18 protein-coding genes and 1 pseudogene are annotated in these 18986 nt (G+C 62.2%); 8 read left to right on the forward strand and 11 right to left on the reverse strand.

What is annotated here, in order from left to right; translation table 11 throughout:
• Positions 1 to 70: 70 nt before the first annotated feature.
• The 5 genes from R3355_RS20035 to puuE form a co-directional block, all read right to left on the reverse strand.
• Positions 71 to 1327 (reverse strand): urate hydroxylase PuuD, encoded by a 1257-nt coding sequence (locus tag R3355_RS20035; RefSeq protein WP_318962772.1) that lies wholly within the window; start codon positions 1325 to 1327, stop codon positions 71 to 73.
• A gap of 49 nt (positions 1328 to 1376) precedes the next feature.
• Positions 1377 to 1880, reverse strand: coding sequence for an ureidoglycolate lyase (locus R3355_RS20040; protein WP_318962773.1), 504 nt, complete (start codon positions 1878 to 1880; stop codon positions 1377 to 1379).
• 140 nt (positions 1881 to 2020) lie between these two features.
• On the reverse strand, positions 2021 to 3016 hold the full coding sequence (gene alc / locus R3355_RS20045; RefSeq protein ID WP_318962775.1) for an allantoicase: 996 nt from the start codon (positions 3014 to 3016) through the stop codon (positions 2021 to 2023).
• Between the two features lie 27 nt (positions 3017 to 3043).
• Positions 3044 to 3559: a 2-oxo-4-hydroxy-4-carboxy-5-ureidoimidazoline decarboxylase gene (gene uraD, locus R3355_RS20050; protein ID WP_318962776.1), complete on the reverse strand. Its 516-nt coding sequence runs from the start codon at positions 3557 to 3559 to the stop codon at positions 3044 to 3046.
• Positions 3556 to 4485, reverse strand: coding sequence for an allantoinase PuuE (puuE, locus tag R3355_RS20055; protein ID WP_318962777.1), 930 nt, complete (start codon positions 4483 to 4485; stop codon positions 3556 to 3558). The genes uraD and puuE overlap by 4 nt, the downstream gene beginning before the upstream one ends.
• Positions 4486 to 4902: 417 nt before the next feature.
• On the opposite strand from puuE, the gene uraH reads away from it, so the two are divergent.
• Together uraH and R3355_RS20065 are read left to right on the forward strand one after the other, a co-directional pair.
• Entirely contained in the window at positions 4903 to 5256 is a 354-nt protein-coding gene (gene uraH, locus R3355_RS20060) for a hydroxyisourate hydrolase (RefSeq protein ID WP_318948067.1), read from the forward strand.
• Between the two features lie 285 nt (positions 5257 to 5541).
• Positions 5542 to 5640: pseudogene (locus R3355_RS20065) on the forward strand (maturase); the annotation flags it as partial.
• Positions 5641 to 5738: 98 nt separating this feature from the next.
• On the opposite strand, the gene fabB reads toward R3355_RS20065, so the two are convergent.
• The 5 genes from fabB to R3355_RS20090 all read right to left on the reverse strand — a co-directional run bounded on the left by fabB (position 5739) and on the right by R3355_RS20090 (position 12729).
• The gene (fabB, locus tag R3355_RS20070) at positions 5739 to 6959 is read right to left on the reverse strand and encodes a beta-ketoacyl-ACP synthase I (RefSeq protein WP_318948065.1); all 1221 of its coding nucleotides are present in this window, start codon (positions 6957 to 6959) and stop codon (positions 5739 to 5741) included.
• Positions 6960 to 6971: 12 nt separating this feature from the next.
• The gene (gene fabA, locus R3355_RS20075) at positions 6972 to 7487 is read right to left on the reverse strand and encodes a 3-hydroxyacyl-[acyl-carrier-protein] dehydratase FabA (RefSeq protein ID WP_090499736.1); all 516 of its coding nucleotides are present in this window, start codon (positions 7485 to 7487) and stop codon (positions 6972 to 6974) included.
• Between the two features lie 208 nt (positions 7488 to 7695).
• Entirely contained in the window at positions 7696 to 9624 is a 1929-nt protein-coding gene (locus R3355_RS20080) for an ATP-binding protein (protein ID WP_318962778.1), read from the reverse strand.
• Positions 9621 to 10517, reverse strand: coding sequence for an ABC transporter substrate-binding protein (locus R3355_RS20085; protein WP_413243545.1), 897 nt, complete (start codon positions 10515 to 10517; stop codon positions 9621 to 9623). The genes R3355_RS20080 and R3355_RS20085 overlap by 4 nt, the downstream gene beginning before the upstream one ends.
• A gap of 31 nt (positions 10518 to 10548) precedes the next feature.
• Positions 10549 to 12729 (reverse strand): TonB-dependent receptor, encoded by a 2181-nt coding sequence (locus tag R3355_RS20090; RefSeq protein WP_318962779.1) that lies wholly within the window; start codon positions 12727 to 12729, stop codon positions 10549 to 10551.
• 163 nt (positions 12730 to 12892) lie between these two features.
• Between R3355_RS20090 and R3355_RS20095 the strand changes: the two genes are divergently transcribed.
• From R3355_RS20095 to codA, 5 genes are all read left to right on the forward strand, one after another.
• The gene (locus R3355_RS20095) at positions 12893 to 13915 is read left to right on the forward strand and encodes an NAD(P)H-dependent glycerol-3-phosphate dehydrogenase (protein WP_318949666.1); all 1023 of its coding nucleotides are present in this window, start codon (positions 12893 to 12895) and stop codon (positions 13913 to 13915) included.
• 25 nt (positions 13916 to 13940) lie between these two features.
• Entirely contained in the window at positions 13941 to 14288 is a 348-nt protein-coding gene (locus R3355_RS20100; protein WP_318962781.1) for a DUF4389 domain-containing protein, read from the forward strand.
• A gap of 10 nt (positions 14289 to 14298) precedes the next feature.
• Entirely contained in the window at positions 14299 to 14763 is a 465-nt protein-coding gene (gene sixA / locus R3355_RS20105; protein ID WP_318962784.1) for a phosphohistidine phosphatase SixA, read from the forward strand.
• A gap of 115 nt (positions 14764 to 14878) precedes the next feature.
• Positions 14879 to 16546 (forward strand): AMP-binding protein, encoded by a 1668-nt coding sequence (locus tag R3355_RS20110; protein ID WP_318962785.1) that lies wholly within the window; start codon positions 14879 to 14881, stop codon positions 16544 to 16546.
• Positions 16547 to 16900: 354 nt separating this feature from the next.
• Positions 16901 to 18139, forward strand: a complete 1239-nt coding sequence (gene codA / locus R3355_RS20115; protein ID WP_318962787.1) for a cytosine deaminase — start codon at positions 16901 to 16903, stop codon at positions 18137 to 18139.
• A 53-nt stretch (positions 18140 to 18192) separates the two neighbouring features.
• Here codA and R3355_RS20120 read toward each other — a convergent pair whose 3' ends face one another.
• A complete protein-coding gene (locus R3355_RS20120) occupies positions 18193 to 18564 on the reverse strand; it encodes a glutaredoxin family protein (RefSeq protein WP_318962788.1) in 372 nt (123 codons plus the stop codon).
• Positions 18565 to 18736: 172 nt separating this feature from the next.
• Between R3355_RS20120 and R3355_RS20125 the strand changes: the two genes are divergently transcribed.
• On the forward strand, positions 18737 to 18958 hold the full coding sequence (locus R3355_RS20125) for a DUF3820 family protein (RefSeq protein WP_318962790.1): 222 nt from the start codon (positions 18737 to 18739) through the stop codon (positions 18956 to 18958).
• Positions 18959 to 18986 lie beyond the last annotated feature (28 nt).

Below are 18986 nucleotides of genomic sequence, written 5' to 3' on the forward strand. Positions count from 1 at the left end.
TTGCGCCGGCCGGCGGTGCAGGGCCGGCCGATATCCGGGGGGGGGATTGGAGCCGCCCCGGCTGCAGGGTCTAGTCGAGCTGCGTGCCCTGGGCGATCCAGGCACCGATCAGGTCGCGTTCTTCCTGGGTCATCTGGGTGATGTTACCCAGTGGCATGACCTGTGAAGCGACTGACTGGGCATGGATCTTCGCTGCCTGTGCCTTGATCTGCTGCGGGGTATCGAGCATGAAGCCCAATGGCGCGGCGCTGAACATCGGGCTGCTCGGTTGGGCCGAGTGACACACGCTGCAGCGTTCCTGGATCACCTTGTTGACCTCGGTAAATTTCGCGTCCGCTGCGCCAGGGCCCGCTTCAGGCAGTTCTTCCACTTTGGCGACGGTGACGGTGGGCTGGCTTTCGCTGACGGCAACCGGAGCGGCTTCGGGCGTCGAGCGCACCGGGGCAGTGACGTAGGCCAGGCAGATCATGCCCAGGGCTGCGGCAGGCAGGGTCCAGACGTATTTGCTGCTGTCATGGCGGGTGTTGAAGTAATGTCGCACCAACACCGCCAGCACCGCGATACCGGCCAGGATCAACCAGTTGTATTGGCTGCCGTAGGTGCTCGGGAAGTGGTTGCTGATCATGATGAACAGCACCGGCAGGGTGAAGTAGTTGTTGTGCCGCGAGCGCAGCAAGCCTTTGGCCGGCAGGGTCGGGTCGGGCGTGGTGTTGTCTTCGATCGCCTTAACCAGCGCGCGCTGGGCCGGCATGATGGTGAAGAACACGTTGCCAACCATGATGGTGCCGATGATTGCGCCGACATGGATATAGGCGGCGCGACCGCTGAAGATCAGGCTGAAGCCAAAGGCTGCGGCGATCAACAGCACGAACAGCACCGCACCGAGCAGCGCTGGGCGTTTGCCCAGGGCCGAATCGCAGAGCAAGTGATAGGCCATGTAGCCCGCAATCATCGAGCCGAAGCCGATGGCAATGGCGACGGCCGGTGCCATGTCGCTGCCGGGGGCGATCAGGTACAGGCTCGGATTGAGGTAGTACACCACCAGCATCAGGGCAATCCCCGACAGCCAGGTGGCGTACGCCTCCCATTTGAACCAGTGAAGGTTCTCCGGCATTTTCGGCGGGGCCAGTTTGTATTTTTCCAGGTGGTAGATGCCGCCACCGTGGATCGCCCATAAATCGCCGGACAGGCCGTCGCGCGGGTTGGAGCGGTTGAGGTTGTTTTCCAGCCAGACGAAATAGAAGGATGCGCCGATCCAGGCGATGCCGGTGATCATATGGATCCAGCGAATGCCCAGGTTCAGCCACTCAGTCAAATGTGCTTCCACAATCAGTACCTCTTTCCCGATACCGGCATTCGCCGGCGCCAGGCTTCTCTTATTGGTGGGGGTCGAGGAGCAGTTGCTCTGCCTCGGTAAAGAAATGCTCATCGCAGTTGTTGCCTGAACCACTGCGATCAACCACCAGGAAGTCATCCCGCTTTTCGATCGTCAGCACCGGGTGGTGCCAGACGCCGCGATGGTAATTAATGCCCTGCCTGCCGTTGCTGCGGAAGGCGCGGACCAACTCCGACCGAGGTGCATCGCCAAGTGGCGCGACCAGAATCAGAAAGGGGTGGCCGAGCAGCGGCATGAATGCCTGGCTGCCCAGCGGATGGCGCTCCAGCATGCGCACGGTCAGCGGCATATCCAGGGCCTCTGCACTGAAGATGCTGATGATCGCCGTATCCTCCGGCTGCGCGGTCTCGACCGTGGCCAGTTTGTGATAGCGGCGGGTGGAGCCGTTATTGATCATGAAGAACTCGCTGCCCTCGGTTTCGATAACGTCGCCGAAGGGGGCGAAGGCTTCTTTGCTTAACGGCTCGATGATCAGTTTGCGCATGGTGGTCTTCTGTTCTTTGAATTCGGGAGTGCGGTATTGCTTTTGCTCTTTGTGGGAGGGGTTGGGCGGGATTCTGCTTTAGCCGCGATGCTTTTAAAAACTCGCGGCTAAAGCCCCTCCCACAGAGGTCCCATCAAGACTTACTTGGCGACCTTGCCGAACAGGCGCAGCCGGCTGATACCGCCATCCGGGAACACATTGACCCGCACATGGGTGATCGGCCCGAGCTGGTTGATCTGCTCGGCGAACTCGTGCTCGGCATGCATTTGCAGCTTCTGACTCGGCAGCAGTTCACGCCAGAACAGGCTCTGGGTTTCGACCTGGCTGTCGGTGCCGCCTTTGACGAAGGCGCCCTGGATCGAGCAGCTGTCCGGGTAGTTGCCCTTGAAGTGCAGGGTGTCGACGACGATGCGCTCGATCTCGCCCGGATGGCCGAGGGCGACAATCACCCAGTCGTTGCCCGGGGTGCGGCGCCGTGCGGTTTCCCAGCCGTCGCCCATGTTGATGCCACGGCCGGGGTTGAGGATGTTGCTCATGCGGCCGAAGTGTTCGTCGGAGCAGGCCAGGGCGCGACCGCCGTTCAGCGCGGCGGCCAGGTCGACTTGCTGGTTATCGCCGACATCGCTCCAGTCGCGGAACGGAATGCCGTAGACGCGCAGACGGGCAACGCCACCGTCCGGGTAGATATTGAAGCGCAGGTGGGTGAAAGCCTGGCTGTTGGCGATTTCGTGGTAGTGGTGGCTGTTGCCCTGCAGCTCGACGGCGCCCAGCACTTCGGTCCACTCGGTGGCCTCGCTCGGATCGCCCTCGGCGACGAAGCAGCCTTCCAGGGAGGCGGACGGCGGGAAGTTGCCGGTGAAGAAGCTGGTGTCGATATCCACGCCCTTGATCGAGCCCGCCACGCCCAGGCGAATCACCGCGCTGTCGTAACCTTCGAAGCGTTTGCGCCGCGATTCCCAGCCGTCCATCCACTTGCCGTTATCGTCGAATACGCCTTCCTTCCACACCGCCGGGGTCGGCTGGAACAGGCGGTTGACGTCGGCGAACCAGTCATCAGTGACCGAGATAGCCTTGGTGCCAAGGCGTGCGTCGGCCAGGTTGAGGTATTTCTCGAAGGGTACGGCGTAAGCTTTCATATAGTGTCTGCCTTAACAGTGAGGGCGTTACAGGGCTTGCAAACGGAACAGCGCGATCTTGTTGATCTCGGCCAGGGCGGTCTGAAACTCCTGCTCGGCGGAGTGATGGATGCGTGTTTCGAAGGCCGCGAGGATCTGGTGCCGGTTGCTGCCCTTCACCGCCATGATGAAAGGAAAGCCGAACTTGGCCTTGTAGGCATCGTTGAGTTCGGTGAAACGGGCGAATTCTTCGGCGCTGCATTCATGGATGCCTGCGCCGGATTGTTCCGAGGTGCTGGAGGCGGTTAGCTCGCCACGCACCGCGGCTTTTCCGGCCAAATCCGGGTGGGCATTGATCAGTGCCAGCTGGGCCTCATGGCTGGCGCTGAGCAGTATGTCGGCCATGCGCTGGTGCAGGCCGTCGACCTCGTCGACGCTCTGGTCCAGGCCGAGATCGAAGGCCTTCTCGGCGACCCAGGGCGAGTGCTCGTAGATGTCGGCGAAAACTTTGACGAAATCCTCGCGGCTCAGGCGCGATGGGGTCAGGGTCTGAAAGCGGCTCATTTGCTGTTCTCGCTAAAAGGGTGGGTGGCGTGCCAGTGGCGGGCAATATCGACGCGGCGGGCGCACCAGACTTTGTCGTGGCCTTTGACGTACTCGATAAAGCGCGCCAGGGCGGCGATGCGCGCGGGACGGCCGAGCAGGCGGCAGTGCATGCCGATCGACAGCATCTTCGGCGCACCTGCCACGCCTTCGGCGTAGAGCACGTCGAAGGCGTCCTTCAGGTACTGGTAGAAGTCGTCGCCGGTGTTGAAACCCTGCACCTGGGTGAAGCGCATGTCGTTGGTGTCCAGGGTGTAGGGGATCACCAGATGCGGTCTGGCCGCGCTGCTGGCAGCGTCCCAGTAGGGCAGGTCGTCGTCGTAGGTGTCCGAGTCGTAGAGGAAGCCGCCTTCCTCCCTCACCAGGCGCCGGGTGTTCGGGCCGGTGCGGCCGGTGTACCAGCCCAGCGGGCGCTCGCCGGTGATGTCGGTGAGGATGCGGATGGCTTCGAGCATATGCTCGCGCTCCTCGGCCTCGTCCATATATTGGTAGTCGATCCAGCGGTAGCCGTGGCTGCAGATCTCGTGGCCGGCCGCGGCCATCGCCTTGATCGCCTCGGGGTGACGCTGCGCGGCCATGGCTACGGCGAATATGGTCAAGGGAATCGCGTGCTTATCGAACAACGCCAGCAGGCGCCATACACCGGCACGGCTGCCGTACTCGTACAACGATTCCATGCTCATATTGCGCGCGCCCTGCAGCGGCTGGGCGGAGACCATCTCGGAGAGAAAGGCCTCGGACTCCGGGTCGCCGTGCAGTACGTTGCGTTCGCCGCCTTCCTCGTAGTTGAGCACGAACGACAGGGCGATACGGGCATCGCCCGGCCAGTGCGGATGCGGCGGGTTGTTGGCGTAACCGATCAGGTCGCGTGGGTAGTCAGCGCTCACTGCAGTCTTCCTTCTTGGCTTGTTGCGGTCACTGCGTAGCCCGGGTGACGAGGGACGCGACCGTGATGAGTAATTGTATACAAAATGAATGGCGCTTTGTAAATAGAAAATCAGCTTTATTGCTAAATCAGTTCTTGCCGTTGAATCTGTAGCGATGCTTGGGTCGTGCGCCTGGCGCGCTTCTTGATTCAAGGGGTTTGCCGTCATGGCTGGAGCCGGTTTGGAAGTGTTTTCTGGATTAAATGGAATATATAATTGTGTACAATAAATCAAAAAAGTGTCTTGAGTTGTATGGCGGCGTGCTATGCTCCGCTCAGCTCGAGGCTGCTGGAGCCCGAGTCATCTGCCCAATTCACTAACAGTAGAGGAGGTGTGGTGTCTGCGCGGCAATTGGCCGGCGGTGGATGCCTGATCGCTATGGGACGATTGACCACACATGTTCTGGATGCCGCGCACGGCTGCCCCGGCAGCGCCATCACCGTTGAGTTGTATCGGGTCGAAGGCGAGCAGTTGCATTTGCTCAGCCGTGTGCTGACCAACCATGACGGCCGTTGCGATGCGCCTATTCTGCAGGGCGACGATTACCGCAGCGGTGTCTACCAGTTGCAATTCCATGCGGGCGACTATTACCGGGCCCGCGGTGTGCAGTTGCCCGATCCGGCATTCCTCGATGTGGTGGTGCTGCGCTTCGGCATCGACGCCAGCCAGGAGCACTACCACGTTCCCCTGCTGATTTCCCCATACAGCTATTCCACCTATCGCGGTAGCTGATAGCGAATGCTTGTGACCCTCTGACTCATCCCTCGAGTCCCCGGCCGGCATGGCGCGCGGACTTTTTCTGCGTGCGCCAGGCATGGCGCTGTCCGGGTCGCTGTGGTAGTGGGGCGGGAGACTCGGCGGTGAACGTTATCTTCATGCCCGGCAAGGGGCGTGATAGCCGAGCGGCAAGGGTGTCGCGGTGCGGGTGACTGCTAATCGGCAGGACGCTGAAGGCAGGCTGTTGGCCTGACGAAGACCGGCGGGCGCCCCCTGGCGCGGATAGAGGCGGCATGGCGTGCGCCCCATATGAATCAGGCGCTACCGAAGAAGCTGTGGAGTCGGCTTGGACTGGTCGCTATGTTGGATACGGTCAATCGGCTTGGCCGTGCAACCTGAGCCGCAGTATACGGAACCGTACGTGCGGTGGTGTGAGAGAGGGAGGGCGGAGGCCGTGAGGCCTCCTCCTGCTCGATTGCAATTGGTAGGAGGGCAGCTTACTTGCCGGTCCAGCGCTTGAGCACCAAGGTAGCGTTGGTGCCACCAAAACCGAAGCTGTTACTCATTACGGTGTCAATCTTGGCGTTTTCGACGGTGCTGCGCTGGATCGGCAGATCGGCGATTTCAGGATCGATTTCCTCGATATTGATCGAGCCGGCAATGAAGTTGCCTTCCATCATCAGCATGCAATAGATCGCTTCCTGCACGCCGGCGGCGCCCAGGGAGTGGCCGGTCAGGCTCTTGGTCGAACTGATGGCCGGGGCCTTGGCGCCGAACACTTCACGGACTGCGCGGCTTTCCGCGACGTCGCCGACCGGCGTCGAGGTGCCGTGGGTGTTCAGGTAGTCGATCGGTGTGTCCACCGTAGCCAGGGCTTGCTGCATGCAGCGCACCGCACCTTCGCCGCTCGGTGCGACCATGTCGTAGCCGTCGGAAGTGGCGCCATAACCGACGATTTCCGCGTAGATCTTCGCGCCGCGCTTGAGTGCATGCTCCAGTTCCTCGACTACCACCATGCCGCCGCCACCGGCGATGACGAAACCGTCACGCTTGGCATCGTAGGCCCGCGAGGCTTTTTCCGGAGTGTCGTTGTACTGGGTGGAGAGGGCGCCCATGGCATCGAACAGGAAGCTCTGGGTCCAGTGTTCTTCTTCGCCGCCGCCGGCAAACACCATGTCCTGCTTGCCCATCTGGATCTGCTCCATGGCGCTGCCGATGCAATGAGCACTGGTGGCGCAGGCGGAGGAGATCGAGTAGTTGACGCCCTTGATCTTGAACGGAGTCGCCAGGCAGGCCGATACGGTGCTGCCCATGGTGCGCGGCACACGGTAGGGGCCGACCCGCTTGACGCCCTTCTCGCGCATGATGTCCAGGGCTTCCATCTGGTTGAAGGTCGAAGCACCACCGGAGCCGGCGATCAAGCCGACTCGCGGGCTGGAAACGTCTTCGGCGCTGAGGCCGGAGTCCTTGATGGCCTGTTCCATGGACAGGTAGGCGAACGCTGCCGCATCACCCATGAAGCGATAGACCTTGCGGTCGATCAGTTCTTCCAGTTTCAGGTCAATAGAGCCGGACACCTGGCTGCGCAGGCCCATCTCGGCGTATTCCGGATTGAAACGGATACCTGCCCGGCCAGCGCGAAGGTTGGCGGAGACGGTTTCTTTATCATTGCCCAGGCAAGAAACGATGCCCAGACCGGTAATCACGACGCGACGCATGGGGAGAGTCCTTTAGAAACTGTCGGTAGAAGTGAACAGGCCGACGCGCAAGCCTTCGGCACTGTAGATCTCGCGGCCATCGACACTCACGCTGCCGTCGGCGATGGCCAGAACCAGCGAGCGGGCGATGGTGCGCTTGATATGAATGTTATAGGTAACTTTCTTGGCCGTCGGCAGGACCTGACCAAAGAACTTCACTTCGCCGGAACCCAGGGCGCGACCGCGACCGGGGTTGCCTTGCCAGCCTAAGTGGAAACCAACCAGCTGCCACATGGCATCGAGGCCGAGGCAGCCTGGCATCACCGGGTCGCCTTCGAAATGACAACCGAAGAACCACAGGTCCGGAGTGATATCGAGCTCTGCAACGATCTCGCCCTTGCCATACTTGCCGCCAGTGTCGCTGATATGGGTGATGCGGTCGATCATCAGCATGTTCGGGGCGGGCAGTTGCGCATTACCCGGGCCGAACAGTTCGCCGCGGCTGCAGCGCAACAGGTCTTCCCGGGTGAAGGCGTTTTGTTTGGTCATGCGAGCTCCTCAATATTTCCCATGCGCCAAGGCTGGGTGAATCGTCCTGGCCGGTCACGCCGCTATTGTGCGTCTACCGGTAGCCTAGTCATAGACTGTTGCGTTGTGGTGAAAGTCACAGCACTGCTGAGTACAGCAGTGCTTCGCCCCCATATCTTGCCACAGAGGGGCGCCTTGGTAAGCCTATGCAGGTCAAGCCTGCATTACTTTAGCTGTCTTGGCCACTGGTCGAGGGGCGGGGGGGCAGCCAGCGTAGCAGCACCCGTTGCAGATCGACGCGTTTGAAAGGTTTGGCCAGGTAATCATTCATGCCTGCAGCCAGGCATGTCTCGCGATCGCCCTGCAAGGCATTGGCGGTGAGGGCAATGATCGGTATATCGACCTGGTCGGCGAGGTGACGAATTTGTCGGGTGGCTTCATAGCCATCCATGACCGGCAGGCGGCAATCCATCAGGATGGCGGCAAAGTGCTGGCGCTCGACTCTCTGCACGGCCTGGGCGCCATCGCCGACCAGGCAGACCTGGTAGCCGAGGCTGCGCAACATGGCCTCGATCACGGTCTGGTTGACCGGGTTGTCCTCGACCAGCAGCACCTCCTGACCTTGCCCCTGATGATCTTCTACCGGAACGCTGGGGCTGGTGTGGCGAAGCTGGCGGGAAAAGGGCAGGGGTATTTCCAGGGTGAATACCGAGCCGCGTTGCTCCTGGCTTTCGCCACGCAGGGTGCCGCCCATGCGTTCGGCCAGGGTGCGGGCGATCGGCAAGCCCAGGCCGGTACCGCCGTAGCGCCGGGAGATCGAGGTGTCGGCCTGCTGGAAGGCGTCGAACATGTGTTCAAGGCGTTCGGCCGAGATGCCTATGCCACTGTCGTGCACCGCACAGGTGAGCCACAGCACCTGGTCATCCAGCGCTTGCCAGCGAGTTTGTATCCGAATGCTGCCGTCTTCGGTGAACTTCAGCGCATTGCCGATCAGGTTGACCAGAATCTGCCGAATGCGCGTCGGGTCGCCTTGAACTTCGAGCGACTCCAGGCCGCTCTGGGTGTCCAGTTGCAGCTCCAGACCGCGTTGCTGGGCGCTGTGCTGGAACACCTGCATGCAGGTCTTCACCAGCTCAAGCAGGTTGAAGGGGATGCATTCCAGTTCCAGTGCCCCGCGTTCGATACGCGAGAAGTCGAGAATGTCGTTGATGACTTTCAGCAGGTGTTCGGTGGACTCTGCGGCCAGCGTCGCATATTCCGTCTGCTCCTGGGTCATCTCGGTGGTCTCCAGCAGCTGCAGCATGCCCAGTACGCCATTCATCGGGGTGCGCAGTTCATGACTCATCATGGCCAGGAAGTCGGATTTGGCGCTGTTGGCCTGCTCCGACTCTTCGCGTGCCTTGATCAGCAGCGCTATGGCTTGCTCCTGCTCGAGGCTGGCGCGCTTCAGGCCATTGGCCAGGTTGTTGATGTGCCGGGCCAGGGCGCCCAGTTCGCCATCCTCGGGTTCGGGCAGGGCGGTGTGGTAGTCGCCGCCCTGGATCGCCGTGACCGCTTCGCCCATGGCGCTCAGGGGTTGCGACAGGCGGCGGGCCAGGCGGCGGGCGAGGATAAAGGTCAGGATCAGGGCGAGCAGCGCCAGGACCGCGGCTTTGAGGAGGATTTCCTGTTGCCGGGTGTTGAAGGCGTCATTCGACATGCCGACCACGACACGTCCCAGGTCCTGTTCGGCAGCTTGCTCGAGGCCGGCCGTGGGCGTTTGCAGGAAGTCACTGTCCAGGGCGATTCGCTGCAGGCGAATGGGCGCATGGAAGATTTCCACCTGCGCGTTGCCGTGGTTATCGCTGTTGGGCTGTTCGACATACACCAGGATGTTGTCGGCGTGGTCACGTACTTCGAGAAAGCGCACGTGCGGGGTCTTCAGGGTGGCCTGCAGCAGGGCGTCGAGCACCTCCAGGTTGCCGGAGATGACCCCGTATTCAGTCGCCGGGGCCAGCTGGCTGGCAATCAACTGGCCGGTGTGGTCGAGCTCTTGGCGCAGATCCTGTAAGCGTACGAAGGTGAAGAAACCCGTCAACAGCAGGGTCATCAACAGCGCCGGCCCGACACTGATCAACTGCGTGCGGGTATGGATGTCCCAGTCACGGCCCAGGTTCATAGGTTTTCTCCTTCAGCCACTTGCTGCGCCAGGCTGGCGTCATCGGCCAGTTCTATGGCCAGTGCGCGAGCCACCTGACGGTTGCCGAGTACTTTGAAATAGGCGGGGTAAGCGCTGCGCGGCCAACTCTGCGGTGACTGGTCGAGCAGTTGGTCGAGGCTGTTCAGCCAGTCTTGCTGGTCGCTGTAGACGCTCGCCAGGCTGCCGGCGCGCACGAAGCTGGCGCTGGGGCCGATCATGGCACGCTGTTGGGCGTAGCTGGTCAGCAGCAGGTTTTTTGCGGTGCGTGGGTTGAACAGATCGTCATCGTTGACCCCGAGCAACAGGTCACTGTGCTGCAGCAACGTCAGCAGGGGGCGATTGTCCCGGTTGTCCGGCCAGGCTTGGCCGACGATCTCCAGCCCCAGGGGCGTGGCGGCGTGGCGCAGTTCATCGAGCAGGAACTGGCTGTGCTTGTCGTAGAGCACGCCGATCCGTTGCGCCTGGGGCACGAGCAGGCGTATCAGGCGCAACTGGCGGGCGGGCGCCGGATCGCTCCAGAGCAGGCTGAGATGGGCCGGGCGGCGATTGTCGAGGCGCTCCCGGGCGTGCACCCGGCTGATCCGCAGCATCAGGGTCGGTGGGCCTGCGGAAGTGCTCAGGCGCCAGTCGAGGGCGTGCAGGTCGAGGAGGATCAGCCGGGTGTCGGCGGGGATTTGTTCGGGGCTTGGCAGTTGTGCCAGCGGGAGGAAACGCACCCGATCCTGCGGCCGCCGCTCGGCCAGCGCGGCGCTGAATGCGCGTATGGCCGGGTTGTCATCGGTACCGCTGAGGAGGATATCGGCAGCACGCAACGAGCCGCTGCACAGCAGGCAGCAGAGCAGGAGCCAGTGACGCATCCATGAAGATCGCATGGGGCTCATCCGTGAGGGGGGGGAATCCATCCTAGAATTCTAGCTCCGCGCTGAAATACAGCAGGTGTCGTTGCTGGTAATTATTCGCTTCCCAGGAAAGTGGTTCATCGTCCAGGCGTTGCTGCATGACGGCGGCCAGTTCCAGGGTGCTGTCGACAACACTGAAACGTTTGGCCACGCGCAGATCCAATCGTTCGAAGCGGTATTCATTGAGTTGGTCGGCGCCGTAGTAGAAGAGGGCGCTCGACCAGTTGTGCCCCCAGTCGCGTAACCAGCCCGCAGAGCCGCTGTTGCGTGGCGTAAGGCGGCGATCAATGCGGTGGCTGGCGTCGTAATCGATGTAGGCGTAGCCGAGGCGCAGGCGATCGCGAATGCCCATCTGCCAGTTCAGCTCCGTCTCGGCACCCTTCAGGCGCAGACGATTGCCGTTGGTTGGCATGAATTGGTAAACCTTGAGGGGTTCGCTGATCAGGTTGTCAATTTCGTCATAGAACAATTTGATGTCGAGATGCAGGCCGATATTACTGAAGTGGCCGTTGTAGCCGAGTTCGCGCGAGCGCATGACTTCCTGCTCAAGATTGCCGGGGCCCGCTGCCGTAGCGAAATAGTCGGCCTCGCTTTGACCGGCGAGGGTTGGCTTCAGGTCGCGCACACGGTATCGCCAGTCGGCATGGTTCTCGAACATGTCCGGGGTGCGCACTGCCTCGGAGTAGACGGCTCGCAGGCCGTGGGCCGGGGTGATCAGGTAGTTCAGCGCGAGGCGTGGCGAGAGCGAGGGGCTGGTCGTGCTGGCATCCTCAACCATCGCGCCACCCTGCAACAGCCAATGTTGGTTGATGTGCCATTCGAACTGACTGAACAGGCTCCAGGTGTCCCTGCTGAGCTTGCCGTTGAGGTAGACCTCGGAGTCGGCGCGGTCGTGGCGGTAGCTCAGCCCGCTGACCAGGCGCAGGTTCTCGGAGAGGCTCAGGGTGTCCTGTACTTCAAAGTCGAAGCGGCTTTCGCGGGCATCTTCGTTGATCAGGCCGCAAGAGTGGGTGAGGGTGCGGGTAGTCGGATCGAGTGTGGAATAGGCCTGTTGCAGCACCTGGGTGGCGAGCGTCATCTGTTCAGGCGTGCCTGTCGGCGGGGTGAAATTTCCCGCTTCTAGATGCTGGCTCAGTCGATTGGTGTAGCGTGGTGAGAGTGCCCACAGTTGGCCAAGCTGTGGGCTGAAAGCCAGCTGACCTTCGCAGGCACGCCACTCTCGTAGGCGCTCCCATTGCTGCAGGTTGGTCTGCACGTACAGGCTGTGCTCAGGATTGAAGTCGAGGTTCCAGCGCAGACTGGAAGCGAAGTCACGGGCGCGTACGTCAGAGTCGCGATCCTGCTCCCAGGGTTGCGCTGCGACCGGGAAGATCGGCTCGTAGCGATTGTCGACCTGGTTGGTGCCTTCCTTGAGAGCCAGTTGCCATTCCAGTGACTGGGTCGCGTCGAGCTCCTGGCTGATGCTCAGATTGAGGCGATTGAGGCGTTTGCTGTCGCGAAAGTCGTTGTCCTCGTCCCTTTGGTCAAAGCCGTCATCTTGTAGGCCGGAGAGTGACAGGCGCATGTCACCGTTCTCCCATCCCTGGCCGTGGCTGGCATACCAGTCGTTGATGCCGCGTTGGCCGCGTGTGTGCTTCAGGCGTGTGCCATGGCTGTCGCGCGGGGCGCGGGTGAGGACGTTGATTACGGCCATCAGCGCGTTAGCGCCGTAGCTGACGGTGTTCGGGCCGCGGAATACCTCGATGCGTTCGATGTCTTCGATGGCTACGGGAATGTCGTTCCAGTCGACCTGGGCGAAACCTGCGCGATACACCGAGCGGCCATCCACCAGTACTTGCATGCGCCGGGCCTGGTTGGCGCTGCTCCCGTGGTAGTTGACTGTAGTCAAGTTACCGCTTTGCGGCACCACCAGCATGCCGGGCACCAGACGCAACAACTCCGGGAGACTGCGGGCGCCGCTGGCCTTGATCAAGGCGCTGTCGAGTACCGTGACGCTGCCGGGAACTGCCGCCGGCGACTGCTTCAAGCGCGTAGCGGTCAGTACTTCCGGCATGGATTGACCGTTGTCGAACAGGTCATCGCCCAGCACTTCGCCAGTGGCCAACAATGCCAGCAACGACAGGGGGAGTGAGGCTCGGGGATTTATCGCCACGCAACGGCCTTGTTCGCGTTGAAAGTGCGGCATGTTAACCGAGCCGCGCGGCTTTTTCAGTTGGCGTGCGACGCTTGAGTGCATTTGTGCCAGTGCGCGCAAGGCTTGGGTGCCAGCTAAAAGCTGGTCGCTGTCCCCTCGGTCCGTATAATGCAATCCTGATTGCCATTGCGCATGGCCCAAAACGGATACCTTTATGACTGAACAGCAACCCATAGCCGTGCTTGGCGGCGGCAGCTTTGGTACCGCAATTGCCAACCTGCTGGCGGAGAATGGTCAGCATGTTTTGCATTGGATGCGCGACCCGGACCAGGTCGAGGCGATCCTCGCGACTCGCGAAAACCCGCGCTATCTCAAAGGGGTGAAGATTCACCCTGGTGTCGAGCCGCTCACCGATCTGCCCGCGACCCTGAGTGCCTGCCTGCTGGTGTTTGTCGCCTTGCCTTCCAGCGCCCTGCGTCAGGCGCTGCAGCCGGTGGCCGAGCAGCTCGCCGGCAAGTTGCTGGTCAGCACCACCAAGGGTATCGAGGCGCATGGTTTCAAACTGATGAGTCAGGTTCTCGAAGAGATCGTCCCGCAGGCGCGCATCGGCGTGCTGTCCGGGCCGAACCTGGCCCGGGAAGTCGCCGAGCACGCGCTGACTGCCTCGGTGATCGCCAGTGAGGATGAGGAGCTGTGCCTGCGGGTTCAGGAGGCGCTGCACGGCCGTACCTTCCGCGTCTATGCCAGCGGCGATCGCTTCGGTGTGGAGCTGGGTGGCGCGCTGAAGAATGTCTACGCGATCATGGCCGGGATGGCCTCGGCCATGGGCATGGGTGAGAACACCCGCAGCATGCTGATCACCCGGGCATTGGCGGAGATGACCCGCTTTGCCGTGCAATTGGGGGCCAACCCGATGACCTTCCTCGGTCTGGCCGGGGTCGGCGATCTGATCGTCACCTGTTCGTCAGCGAAAAGCCGTAACTATCAGGTCGGCTTCGCCCTGGGCGAGGGCTTGAGTCTCGAAGACGCGGTGGAGCGTCTGGGCGAGGTGGCGGAAGGGGTCAACACCATCAAGGTGCTCAAGGCCAAGGCCGAGGAATTGCAGATATACATGCCGCTGGTCGCGGGTTTGCATGCCATCCTGTTCGAGGGCCGCACGCTGAACCAGGTGATCGAGGCGCTGATGCTTGCCGAGCCCAAGACCGACGTCGATTTCATTCCTACCACGGGTTTCTGACCCGCTACTTCACAAGGAGATTTTCATGAGCGAAGAGCCTAAAGAACTGGAGCGCGAGTCCATTCTGCTGCGGATTCTCTGGATGGTGGTGTTCGTCATCGTCTGGCAACTGGCCGAGCTGGTGCTCGGCGGCGTGGTCTTGCTGCAGTTGGGCTATCGGCTGTTTTATGGTGCGCCAAGTGCCAGCCTGCTCGGATTTGGTGACAGCCTGAGCCAATACCTGGCGCAGATTGGCCGCTTCGGTACCTTCAACACCGAAGAAAAGCCCTGGCCATTCGCCGACTGGCCGACGCCACAAGTCCCGCAAGGTCAAGCGCCGCATAGCGTGCCACCGGCGCCGCATCCGGTGCGTGACGAAGAGCCGAAGTTGTGAGGCTTGGCCTATGAGGCTGTGGTTACTGCGCCATGGCGAGGCCGAAGCACAGGCGCGCAGCGATGCCGAGCGCGCCTTGACGGCGCGTGGTTGTCAGGAGGTGCGCCAGGCGGCGGTGCAGCTTGAGGGCCGTGCGCTCGGCTCGATCCTGGCCAGCCCCTATGTGCGTGCGCAACAAACCGCTGCGCTGGTTCGCGAAGCCCTGGGCTTCACCGGCGGTATCCATAGCGTGCCCTGGCTGACGCCGGACAGTGACCCGCGCGAAGTCCTCCGCCAGCTCGATCGCTACGGCGATGGCGAGTTGCTGCTGGTGACCCACCAGCCGCTGGTCGGGGCCTTGGCCGGCTTATTGATCCATGGTCACCGCCAGCAGGCAGTGCCCATGCACACCGCCAGCCTGGCCGAACTAGAAGGCGATGTGCTGGCCGCCGGCCTGATGGATTTGCTGGCCCTGGTGCACCCACAGCACGGCTGAGATCGGGCTACACAGCGAAACATTTCTTCACTTGCCGCTCGCCTTTGTGCGTGGATATAGTCCAGCCAAGCAATTGCTTGGTTGGCTCCACAAAAACAACAAAGGAGGAAGCCCTGTGGCCGATGCTATCCGTTTGCCGCTGCAGATGTTTTACCAGCGTGAAGCCCGACACCCGAATAAACGCTATATGGTTCAGCCGTTACCGGGCGGTCAGCTGCAGGAATTGAGTTGGGCCGATGTCGGCGAGCAGGCGCGTCGCAGCGCCAACTGGCTGCGCAGCAGGGAGTTGCCGCAAGGCAGCCGTATCGCGATCATTTCCAAGAACTGCGCGCACTGGATCATTGCCGACCTGGCGATCTGGATGGCCGGCCACGTCTCGGTGCCGCTGTACCCGAACCTGACCGCCGACTCGGTGCGCCAGGTCTTGCAACATTCCGAGGCGGCGCTGGTGTTCATCGGCAAGCTGGATGATTGGCCGGGCATGGCGGCGGGGGTGCCTGCCGATCTGCCGACCATCGGTTTGCCGCTACGCCCGCCAGGGCCGTTCAGCTACCTGTGGGACGAGCTGCAAGCTTGCGCGCCGATTCAGGACGACCCCACCCCGGCGGCCGATCAACTGGCCACCATCATCTATACCTCCGGCACCACCGGCACGCCGAAAGGGGTGATGCATAATTTCAGCAACCTTGGGTTTGCCGCCAGCCATGCCACCGAGTTGTTCGGCGTCGGTGAAGACGATCGGGTCCTGTCCTACCTGCCGCTGTGTCATGTGGCTGAACGCATGTTCGTCGAGCTGGCGTCGATCTATTCGGGGCAGACGGTCTTCTTCGCCGAGAGTCTGGAGACATTCCTCGACGACCTCAAACGGGCCCGGCCGACAGTGATCTTCGGCGTGCCGCGGATCTGGACCAAGTTCCAGATGGGGGTGTACGGCAAGATGTCGGCTGCAAGGCTCGACTTCCTGCTCAAGCTGCCGCTGATCGGGCGTCTGGTTGGCAACAAGGTGCTCGCCGGTCTTGGGTTGGATGCAGTGCGTTATGCCCTGTCTGGCGCCGCGCCCGTGCCTGAAACCTTGCTCAACTGGTACAAGCGCCTGGGGCTCGAAGTACTCGAGGTCTATGGCATGACCGAGAACTGTGGCTATTCCCATGTCGGCCGGCCGGGCAAGTTCAAGCAGGGCTGGATCGGCCAGAACAGCCCCGGTGTGGAGGTGCGCATCGCCGAGGATGGTGAAGTGCAGGTGCGCAGTGGCGCGACCATGCAGGGTTATTACAAGGATCCGCAGAAAACCGCGGAAACCATTACCGCCGACGGCTTCCTGCGTACCGGTGACAAGGGCGAACAGGATGCCGAAGGCAACCTGCGCCTGACCGGACGGATCAAGGAAATCTTCAAGACCAGCAAGGGCAAATATGTCGCCCCGGCGCCGATCGAAAACCGTTTGGCCGTGCATGCGCGCATCGAGCAGGTGTGCGTGGTCGGCGATGGCATGGCTCAGCCGATGGCGCTGTGCGTGCTCTCCGACGTCGGCCGCCAGGAGATCGCCAACGGTAGCCGTGGCGACCTGGAAAACAGCCTCAAGAGCCTGCTCGAACAGGTCAATCTGGCGCTCGACAAGCACGAGCGCTTGCAGCGTCTGGTATTGGTCAAGGACGTCTGGGCGGTGGACAACGGTTTCCTCACGCCGACCCTGAAGATCAAGCGCACGGTGGTCGAAGGCACTTACGGGCCGCACTTCGCCGACTGGGTCGAGCGCCGCGAAACGGTGCTGTGGCACGAGTGACGGGTTGCGGGTGTCGCGTCAACTCTGAAATATCGGACCACTGTAGGTTAGCGGCACCAACCTCCGCGCGATCAGGCACAGCCATCGTGGCGCGCCGCGTAACCCACCACGCGCCTCGTCTCGAGCCGGGGTTGCGGTGCGCCGATGGTGGGCTTACGGCGCAACGGATCTCGCTGGTTCATCGCTATCGGCAGCGTGCGCCTAACCCACAAGGGATCTCGGCACATGGGTAAGGCCGTTAACCGACATTTCAACGTTGTCGTGACCTAGGGGGCAGGGCATGATCTTGTCGGGCTGCACTCCTCTGGCGGCCTGTTAATCTACGCCTGAATCTGTGCCCCCTCGGAGTAACCCATGAATATCGTCAATGCCCGTCTGCGTGGCCGCAGCGGCCTGTTTCGCATCGAGCTGGCGCAGGCGCGTATCGCCGCCATAGTCGCGCAGGCGCAGGAGTTGGCCGCCACGGCAGGCGAGCTGGATGCCGCCGGCAACCTGGTGGTGCCGCCCTTCGTCGAGCCGCATATCCATCTGGATGCGGCCCTCACCGCCGGCGAGCCGAGCTGGAACCTCAGTGGCACCCTGTTCGAGGGCATCGAACGCTGGGCCGAGCGCAAGGCGCTGATCACCCACGAAGACAGCAAGACCCGCGCGCGCAAGGCCATCGACATGCTGGTCGAGCACGGCATCCAGCATGTGCGCAGCCATGTCGACGTCACCGATCCGGGCCTGGGCGCACTCAAGGCATTGCTCGAGGTGCGCGAGGAAACCCGCCATCTGATCGACCTGCAGATCGTCGCGTTCCCCCAGGAAGGCATCGAGTCCTACGCCAATGGCCGCGCGCTGATGGAACAGGCGGTGGCGCTGGGTGCCGACGTGGTCGGCGGCATCCCGCATTTCGAGAACACCCGCGAGCAGGGCGTCAGTTCGATCAGATTCCTTATGGACCTGGCCGAGCGCAGCGGTTGCCTGGTGGATGTGCATTGCGACGAGACCGACGACCCGCACTCGCGCTTTCTCGAGGTGCTCGCCGAAGAGGCGCGCGTGCGTGGCATGGGCGAGCGGGTCACGGCCAGCCACACCACCGCCATGGGCTCATACGACAACGCCTACTGCTCCAAGCTGTTCCGCCTGCTCAAGCAGGCGCAGATCAACTTCGTTTCCTGCCCGACCGAGAGCATCCACCTGCAGGGCCGTTTCGATGCCTACCCTAAGCGCCGCGGGCTGACCCGTGTGGCCGAGCTCGACCGCGCCGGGATAAATGTCTGCTTCGGCCAGGACTCCATCGTTGATCCCTGGTACCCGCTGGGCAACGGCAACATCCTGCGCATCCTCGAGGCCGGGCTGCACATCTGCCACATGCTCGGTTTCGAGGATCTGCAGCGGGCGCTCGATCTGGTCACCGACAACAGCGCGAAAACCCTCAACCTGGGCGAGGGCTACGGCCTCGAAGTGGGGCGCCCGGCCAACCTGCTGATCCTCTCCGCCGCCAGCGACTACGAGATGCTGCGCAGCCAGGGCCACGCGCTGGTATCGATCCGCGCCGGTCAGGTGCTGATGCGCCGCACACCGGCGCAGGTGGTGCGCGCCCCGTAGGATGTATATGGACTTCTCCACATCCGACAAGAGCTCCTTGGCGGGGGGGGGCTTCAGACAGCCGCGAAGCGCTCGTTGAGGTAGGCGATGATCGCCTTGGACTCATACAACCAGGTGCTCTGACCGTTGTCTTCGATGCGCAGACACGGCACCTTGATCTTGCCGCCTTGCTCCAGCAGGGCCTGGCGATGCTGATCGTCGTGCTTGGCGTCGCGCAGGGTGACCGGCACGTTGAGCTTGTGCAGGGCGCGGCGGGTCTTCACGCAGAATGGGCAGGCATGAAACTGGTACAGCGCCAGGCCGCTGGCGGCTTGTGCGACCGCGGCCTGCGCCTCGGGCGCACGCTTGAGCTTGCGCGGGCGGGTGATGAAGTCGAGAAACACGATCAACTGGCCGAGACCGATTCTGAGTGCCTTGATAAGCATTGCGTGACAACCCTGGGTAGAAAATGGCGGGCGCAAAGCTTACCCGAGTTTGCCGGCGCCGGCCTGCGCGTTGGTCGCATGGCAGGAGCTTTTGCGTCAACCAGGACTGTAGGCATAATTGCGTGCATACCCCGCATGACCGAACCACGCTACCCATGACCCCGAGCGCCCAATGAAGCCCGAAGACCTGCAACTGCTGGTGACCCGCGAAATGCCGTTCGGCAAATACAAGGGGCGCTTGATCGCCGACCTGCCTGGCCGCTACCTCAACTGGTTCGCCCGTGAGGGCTTCCCCAAAGGAGAGATTGGCCGTCTGTTGGAGTTGATGCAGGAAATCGATCACAACGGCCTGTCGTCGCTGCTGGATCCCTTGCGCCAGACGCCGCGCAGGTAACAGAAGGGGCGACCCGACCGCTCTGCGG

Source organism: Pseudomonas sp. (genome assembly GCF_033723075.1).
Taxonomy (GTDB): Bacteria; Pseudomonadota; Gammaproteobacteria; order Pseudomonadales; family Pseudomonadaceae; genus Aquipseudomonas.

Coding starts and splice junctions, on each gene's coding strand:
- R3355_RS20120 (WP_318962788.1), bottom strand. CDS start 18,564: ATGCTTATCAAGGCACTCAGAATCGGTCTCGGCCAGTTGATCGTGTTT.
- R3355_RS20090 (WP_318962779.1), bottom strand. CDS start 12,729: ATGCCGCACTTTCAACGCGAACAAGGCCGTTGCGTGGCGATAAATCCC.
- codA (WP_318962787.1), top strand. CDS start 16,901: ATGAATATCGTCAATGCCCGTCTGCGTGGCCGCAGCGGCCTGTTTCGC.
- R3355_RS20080 (WP_318962778.1), bottom strand. CDS start 9,624: ATGAACCTGGGCCGTGACTGGGACATCCATACCCGCACGCAGTTGATC.
- R3355_RS20095 (WP_318949666.1), top strand. CDS start 12,893: ATGACTGAACAGCAACCCATAGCCGTGCTTGGCGGCGGCAGCTTTGGT.
- R3355_RS20100 (WP_318962781.1), top strand. CDS start 13,941: ATGAGCGAAGAGCCTAAAGAACTGGAGCGCGAGTCCATTCTGCTGCGG.
- fabA (WP_090499736.1), bottom strand. CDS start 7,487: ATGACCAAACAAAACGCCTTCACCCGGGAAGACCTGTTGCGCTGCAGC.
- sixA (WP_318962784.1), top strand. CDS start 14,299: ATGAGGCTGTGGTTACTGCGCCATGGCGAGGCCGAAGCACAGGCGCGC.
- uraH (WP_318948067.1), top strand. CDS start 4,903: ATGGGACGATTGACCACACATGTTCTGGATGCCGCGCACGGCTGCCCC.
- alc (WP_318962775.1), bottom strand. CDS start 3,016: ATGAAAGCTTACGCCGTACCCTTCGAGAAATACCTCAACCTGGCCGAC.
- R3355_RS20040 (WP_318962773.1), bottom strand. CDS start 1,880: ATGCGCAAACTGATCATCGAGCCGTTAAGCAAAGAAGCCTTCGCCCCC.
- fabB (WP_318948065.1), bottom strand. CDS start 6,959: ATGCGTCGCGTCGTGATTACCGGTCTGGGCATCGTTTCTTGCCTGGGC.
- R3355_RS20085 (WP_413243545.1), bottom strand. CDS start 10,517: ATGCGATCTTCATGGATGCGTCACTGGCTCCTGCTCTGCTGCCTGCTG.
- R3355_RS20125 (WP_318962790.1), top strand. CDS start 18,737: ATGAAGCCCGAAGACCTGCAACTGCTGGTGACCCGCGAAATGCCGTTC.
- uraD (WP_318962776.1), bottom strand. CDS start 3,559: ATGAGCCGCTTTCAGACCCTGACCCCATCGCGCCTGAGCCGCGAGGAT.